This window comes from Teichococcus deserti (assembly GCF_001982615.1).
Lineage (GTDB): Bacteria > Pseudomonadota > Alphaproteobacteria > Acetobacterales > Acetobacteraceae > Pseudoroseomonas > Pseudoroseomonas deserti.
In genome coordinates this window covers 1-6,116 of the sequence record NZ_MLCO01000503.1, presented here as the reverse complement: position 1 = coordinate 6,116, position 6,116 = coordinate 1, and the positions used below count along the sequence as shown (strand labels likewise).

Annotated in this window: 4 protein-coding genes and 1 pseudogene; 4 read left to right on the top strand and 1 reads right to left on the bottom strand. The window is 71.5% G+C overall.

Features of this window, described 5'->3' with window-relative positions:
• The 3 genes from BKE38_RS32640 to BKE38_RS29515 form a co-directional block, all read left to right on the top strand.
• Window positions 1-566 (top strand): MFS transporter (locus BKE38_RS32640; RefSeq protein WP_165694327.1); only part of this gene is annotated, 566 nt, incomplete at its 5' end.
• A gap of 264 nt (window positions 567-830) precedes the next feature.
• Window positions 831-2,129, top strand: coding sequence for a DEAD/DEAH box helicase (locus tag BKE38_RS29520; RefSeq protein WP_076960651.1), 1,299 nt, complete (start codon window positions 831-833; stop codon window positions 2,127-2,129).
• 148 nt (window positions 2,130-2,277) lie between these two features.
• Window positions 2,278-3,465 (top strand): M20 aminoacylase family protein, encoded by a 1,188-nt coding sequence (locus tag BKE38_RS29515; RefSeq protein ID WP_076960650.1) that lies wholly within the window; start codon window positions 2,278-2,280, stop codon window positions 3,463-3,465.
• A gap of 32 nt (window positions 3,466-3,497) precedes the next feature.
• On the opposite strand, the gene BKE38_RS29510 is transcribed toward BKE38_RS29515, so the two are convergent.
• Window positions 3,498-5,318, bottom strand: a complete 1,821-nt coding sequence (locus BKE38_RS29510) for a PHA/PHB synthase family protein (RefSeq protein WP_076960649.1) — start codon at window positions 5,316-5,318, stop codon at window positions 3,498-3,500.
• Between the two features lie 232 nt (window positions 5,319-5,550).
• Here BKE38_RS29510 and BKE38_RS31135 point away from each other — a divergent pair.
• A pseudogene (locus BKE38_RS31135) lies at window positions 5,551-6,116 on the top strand (hypothetical protein); the annotation flags it as partial.

The following is a 6,116-nucleotide window of genomic DNA, read 5'->3' as shown; positions in this document are numbered from 1 at the left end:
CCACATGGCATGGGCGGGCGCCGGCGCCCGCCCATGCCATGTGGGTGATCGGCTTCGTCTTCGCCGCGACCGGCATCGTCACCGCCGCGATCGCCGCGCACCAGCCGGCGCTGCTGGCCGCGGCCGGCGCCTCGCCGGAGCTGGCGCTGCTGGCGGCCTCGCTGACCGGGCCCGCCCAGGTGGGGGCGCGGCTGCTGCAATTCGGCCTGCTGGGCAATCTGCACCCGCTCTGGACCTCGCGCTTCGCCTGCGTGATGCAGGGGCTGGGCACGGTCGCGCTGATCCTGCTGGGCGGGCCGGCGGCGATCGCCTTCACCCTGCTCTATGGCGCCGGCAACGGGCTGCACACCATCGCCCGCGGCACCCTGCCGCTGGCGGTCTTCGGGCCGGTGGGCTTCGGCCAGCGCCAGGGGCTGCTCTCGGCCCCGGCGCGGCTGCTGCAGGCGGGGGCACCGCTGGCCTTCGGCCTGCTGCTGGAGGGCTATGGGGCCGGGGCCGGGCTCGTCGCCGTCATCGCGCTCAGCCTCGCCGCCTTCGCCGCGCTTTTCGCGCTGCGGGTGCGCTGAGGCCGCAGGGCTCGCCGGTCTCTTCGCACTTGCGGAATGCCAGGCGGACGCGCATATGAGCGCCGTCGGCATCCTGCGGAACACGTGGCGATTCCGGCGCGCCCTGGTCGCGTGAACGGTAGGCTCGCTCTCGAAGCGGCCGCCCAGGCCAGGGCCCCGGGCTTTACGCCCCCGGCGCTTTCCCTCGGTACGACCCATCCACGCGGGGCGTCCTGACCCGCCCCCGGCGTGGCCTCAGGCGCACGCCCGATTCTGGATGTTTCGATGACCGATTTCGCTTCCCTCGGCCTGGCCGAACCGCTGCTGCGCGCGCTTGAGGCCGAGGGCTATTCCACCCCCACCCCGATCCAGGCCCAGGCCATCCCGCTGGTGCTGCAGGGCCGCGACCTGCTGGGCATCGCCCAGACCGGCACCGGCAAGACCGCGGCCTTCGCCCTGCCGCTGCTGCACCACCTGGCCGACCGCAAGGCGCCGGCGCCGCGCGGCGGCTTCCGCGCGCTGATCCTGTCGCCGACGCGCGAGCTCGCCTCGCAGATCCATGACAACATCCGCTCCTATGGCCGCTTCCTTGGCCTGACCTCGACCGTCGTCTTCGGCGGCGTCGGCGCCAAGCCGCAGATCCGCGACCTGGCGCGCGGCGTCGACATCCTGGTGGCGACCCCGGGCCGGCTGCTCGACCATGTCCAGCACGGCGCGGCGCGCATGCAGGGCGTCGAGGTGCTGGTGCTGGACGAGGCCGACCAGATGCTGGACCGCGGCTTCTGGCCGGCGATCCGCAAGCTGACCGGGCTGATGTCGAAGAACCGCCAGACGCTGTTCTTCAGCGCCACCATGCCGGCCGAGATCGCCAAGATCGCCAACGAGATGCTGAAGGACCCGGCCCGCGTCTCCGTCACCCCGGTGGCCTCGACCGCCGAGCGCGTCGAGCAGAAGCTGATCCACATCGACGCCAGCCAGAAGCGCGTGCTGCTGACCGAGATGCTGCGCGACCTGCCGATCGGCCGCGCCCTGGTCTTCGCCCGCACCAAGCACGGCGCCGACCGCGTGGTGAAGCACCTGAACACCGAGGGCATCAACGCCCATGCCATCCATGGCGACCGCAGCCAGGGCCAGCGCGAGCGGGCTCTGTCCGAGTTCCGCACCGGCCGCGCGCCGATCCTGGTGGCGACCGACATCGCCAGCCGCGGCATCGACGTCGACGGCGTGACCCATGTCTTCCAGTTCGACCTGCCGGACACCCCTGAGGCCTATGTTCACCGCATCGGCCGCACCGCGCGCGCCGGCGCCTCGGGCGAGGCCATCGCCTTCTGCGCGCCCGACGAGGTGGCGAAGCTGAAGGCGGTCGAGAAGCTGATCGCCATGCGCATCCCGGCCGAGGACCGCCGCAGCGATGCGGGGCGCGCCGAGGCCGCCTCGGTGGTGCCGAAGGCGAAGCCGAAGCCGCGCGGGCGCCGGCCGATGGGTGCGCCGGGCGGGGCGCCGCGCAACGGCGCGCCGCGCGGGCCGATGCCGACCGGCGGCAATGGCGACGGGCCGCGCCGGCGTCCGATGGCGGCGCGCTGAAGCACAGCAAGGCCAGGGGCGCTGCCCCTGGACCCCGCCGGGGGGACAGTGTCCCCCCGGACCCCGCCGTCATAAAAATCACACGCGGACCGGTTGCCCAATCGCGGTGACGGGGACAGGCTCAGCCCACCACAAAGCTGGATGAGCCATGCCGACCGAACACGACAACCGCGTCGAAACCATCGCTGGCGACGCGACCGGGTGGCGCCGCCACCTGCACGCCAATCCCGAACTGTCCTTCCAGGAATACAAGACCAGCGACTTCGTGGCCGAGAAGCTGGCCAGCTGGGGCATCGAGGTGACCCGCGGCATCGCCGGCACCGGCCTGGTCGGCACGCTGCGCGGCAAGGGCCGCGGCAACTCGCCCCGCGCCATCGGCCTGCGCGCCGACATGGACGCCTTGCCGATGACCGAGGCCACCGGCCTTGACTATGCCAGCCAGACCCCCGGCGTCATGCATGCCTGCGGCCATGACGGCCACACCACCATGCTGCTGGGCGCGGCGCGGTACCTCGCGGAAACCCGCGACTTCGACGGCACCGTCCACTTCATCTTCCAGCCCGCCGAGGAAGCCGGCGGCGGCGGCCGGGTGATGGTGGAAGAGGGCCTCTTCACCCGCTTCCCCTGCGACGCCGTCTTCGGCATCCACAACGACAGCGCCATGCCGCTGGGCAAGTTCACCGTCACCCGCGGCATCACCAACGCCGCCGCCGACACCGTGACGCTCCGCATCAAGGGCCTGGGCGGCCATGCCGCGCGGCCGCATGCGGCGATCGACCCGGTGCTGGTGGCCAGCCATGTCGTCGTCGCCCTGCAGAGCGTCGTCGCCCGTCGCGTCGACCCGCTGGATTCGGCGGTGCTCTCGCTCTGCAGCATCCATGGCGGCACCGCCTGCAACGTCATCCCCGACGAGGTCGTCATCCAGGGCACCATCCGCACCCTGAAGCCGGCCACCCGCGACGCCATGCAGCGCCTGCTGACCCAGGTGGCGACCGCGACGGCCGAGGCGCATGGCGCCAGCATCGAGATCGACTACGAGCGCGGCTATCCTTCCGTGGTGAACAGCGACGCGCCCGTGGAGCGCGCCCGGCTGGCCGCGGTGGCGCTCTCCGGCGAGGAGATGCTGATCCGCGAGCGCAACCCCACCATGGGTGGCGAGGATTTTTCCTACATGGCCAACACGGTGCCGGGCTGCTTCATCCGCCTCGGCCAGGTGGATGACGACAAGACCTTCCCCGTCCATCACGTGAAGTACGACTTCAACGATCGCCTGCTGCCGACCGGCATCGCCTTCTGGGCCTCGCTGGTCGAGCAGGAGCTGGCGCCGCAGGGCTGATCAAAAGGGAAGGGGGCCTGGCGGCCCCCTTTTCAGTCGGTCGCGATGACCTTGACGTAGCTGCCGGGCGCTTCCTCGAGCGCCGGCAGCCCGCCGCTGCCGGGGATGCGCGCCGGCACCTGCGCCTTGTCCAGCCCGGAGACCCAGCGGTGCCAGTCCGGCCACCAGGAGCCCGCGAGCTCGGTGGCGCCGGCGAACCAAGCATCGGGCTCGGCCGGCTGGCTGTCCGAGACCCAGTGGCTGTACTTGCCCGATTCCGGCGGGTTGGCGACGCCGGCGATATGTCCCGAGGCGGCGAGGACGAAGCGCACCGGCCCCTGGTAGATCTGCGTCGCGCGATAGGTGCTCTTCCAGGGCGCGATATGGTCCTCCCGGGTCGAGAGGATATAGGTCGGCAGCTTGATCCTGCCGAGGTCGAGCGGCACGCCGCCCAGCGTCACCCCGCCCGGCTTCACCAGGTCGTTCTGCTGGTACATGCGGCGCAGGTAGAAGCTGTGCATCGCCGCCGGCATGCGGGTGCTGTCGTCGTTCCAGTAGAGCAGGTCGAAGGGGAAGGGTTCCTGCCCGAGCAGGTAGTTCTGCACCACGAAGGACCAGATCAGGTCGTTGGCGCGCAGCATGTTGAAGGTGGCGGCCATCTCCCGCCCCTCCAGGTAGCCGCGCTTCTGCATGCGGTCCTCGAGCGACTGCAGCTGCTCCTCGTCGATGAAGACCGACAGCTCCCCGGCCTCGGCGAAATCGACCATGGTGGTGAAGAAGGTCGCCGACTTGATCCGCGTGTCCTTCTTGGCCGCCATATGCGCAAGCGTGGAGGCCAGCAGCGTGCCGCCCAGGCAATAGCCGATGGCGTTGACCGCCTTTTCCCCGGTCGCCTGCTGGATGGCGTCGAGCGCGGCATAGACGCCCTCGACCATGTAGTCCTCGAAGCTTTTCTGCGCGAGCGTCTCGTCGGGGTTCACCCAGGAGACCATGAAGACGGTATGCCCCTGCGCCACCGCCCAACGGACGAAACTGTTCTTGGGGCGGAGGTCGAGGATGTAGAACTTGTTGATCCAGGGCGGCACGATCAGCAGCGGCCGCTTCAGCACCGTCTCGGTCGCCGGGCTGTACTGGATCAGCTGCATCAGCGAATTCTGGTAGACCACCTTGCCCGGCGAGACGGCGATGTTCTCGCCGATCTGGAACTTGCTCTCGTCGGTCATGCGGATGCGCAGCTTGCCCTTGCCGCGCTCCAGGTCGGAGAGCAGGTTCTGCAGGCCCCGCAGCAGGTTCTCGCCGCCGGTCTCGGCGGTGCGGCGCAGCACCTCCGGATTGGTCATCAGGAAGTTCGACGGGCTCATCGCGTCGACGAACTGCCGCGTGTAGAAATCCACCTTCTGGGCGGTCTTCGGGTTCAGGTCGTCGGCGGCATGCGCGACATTGGTGAAGTAGCGGGCCGAGAGCAGGTAGGACTGCTTGATGAAGTCGAAGACCTCGTTCTCGCGCCAGGCCTCGTCCTTGAAGCGGCGGTCCTTCGGGTCCTCGGCGATCACCGGCGGGATGTCGCCGTCGCCCCACATGCGCCGCGCGGTGTTCTGCCACAGCGTCAGATAGTCCTGCCAGAAGCCCAGCTGCGCCTGCACCAGCCGCGCCGGATTGGCCATCAGCCGCGCCGTCATCTCCATGAAGGCGCTGCCGATATGGCTGGGGTCGGGACTGCCGGGCGTGGCCTCGGCCTCGCCGGCCTGGCGCTTCAGGAAGTCGGCGACGATGCGCTGCCCGCGCTCCGCCACATCGGCCATGGTGCGCGACACCAGAGCGGGATCCGGCAGGCGGAAGGCGCCCGGGTCCTGGGGGGTGTCGTCCTGAGCCATGCTGTCCTCCGCGCCCCCTTGGGCGCCTGGTGTCCTGCGATTCCTGACCGCGCTTGGGGCTTGCGCCCCCCGCATCATGGCCGCACCGCGCCGTGAAAGCCATTCTTCTGGGTTAATCTCCTGCGCGGTCGCGGCCAGGCCCGCGCCGCCGCACTTTCCGCCCCCCCGCTTTCGGGCTAAGCCCCCCGGGGGTGCCCGAAGGTCGGCGCCGCAGGGGAAGGGGCCGATTGCGATGCAGCAGATGACCGGGCCGGGCCGCCAGGTGCGTGCCGCCAGCCGGATCGCCGCGCTGGCCGTGCTGCCGCTGCTCGCCGCCCCGCTGCTGGGCGGCTGCGTCGGCTCGCCGGCGGAGGGGCCCCGCGAATTCTGGAACAACGCCTTCGGCGAGCCGCTGCAGGGCCGGCCGCTGCCGCCGGGCACCGACGGCGAATACCCCAACCTGGCCTCGGTGCCGCCACAGCCGCCGCGCGGCGCGGCTTCGGCCCGCGAGGCGCTCTCGGCGGCGCTGGCCGAGGCGCGTGGCCAGTCGCGCGAACCGGTCATCCCTGGCCGCCCGGTGCCGCCGCCGCCCTCGGGCGGGCAGGGCGAGACGCCGATCCCGCTGAACCCGCCGACCCCGCCGCGGCTGGCCAGCGCGCCGCCGGTGCGGCCGATGGCGCCGGGCGAGGGCAACCTGCCGAACGACCCCGCCCTGCCGGCCGATCCCGGCCAGGCGCCCGGCCTGCCGCCGTCGGAAATGCTGGCGCCGGCCCCGGGCGGCCCGCCCCCGCCGGCCCGCGGCCTGGGCCCGGCGGGGGC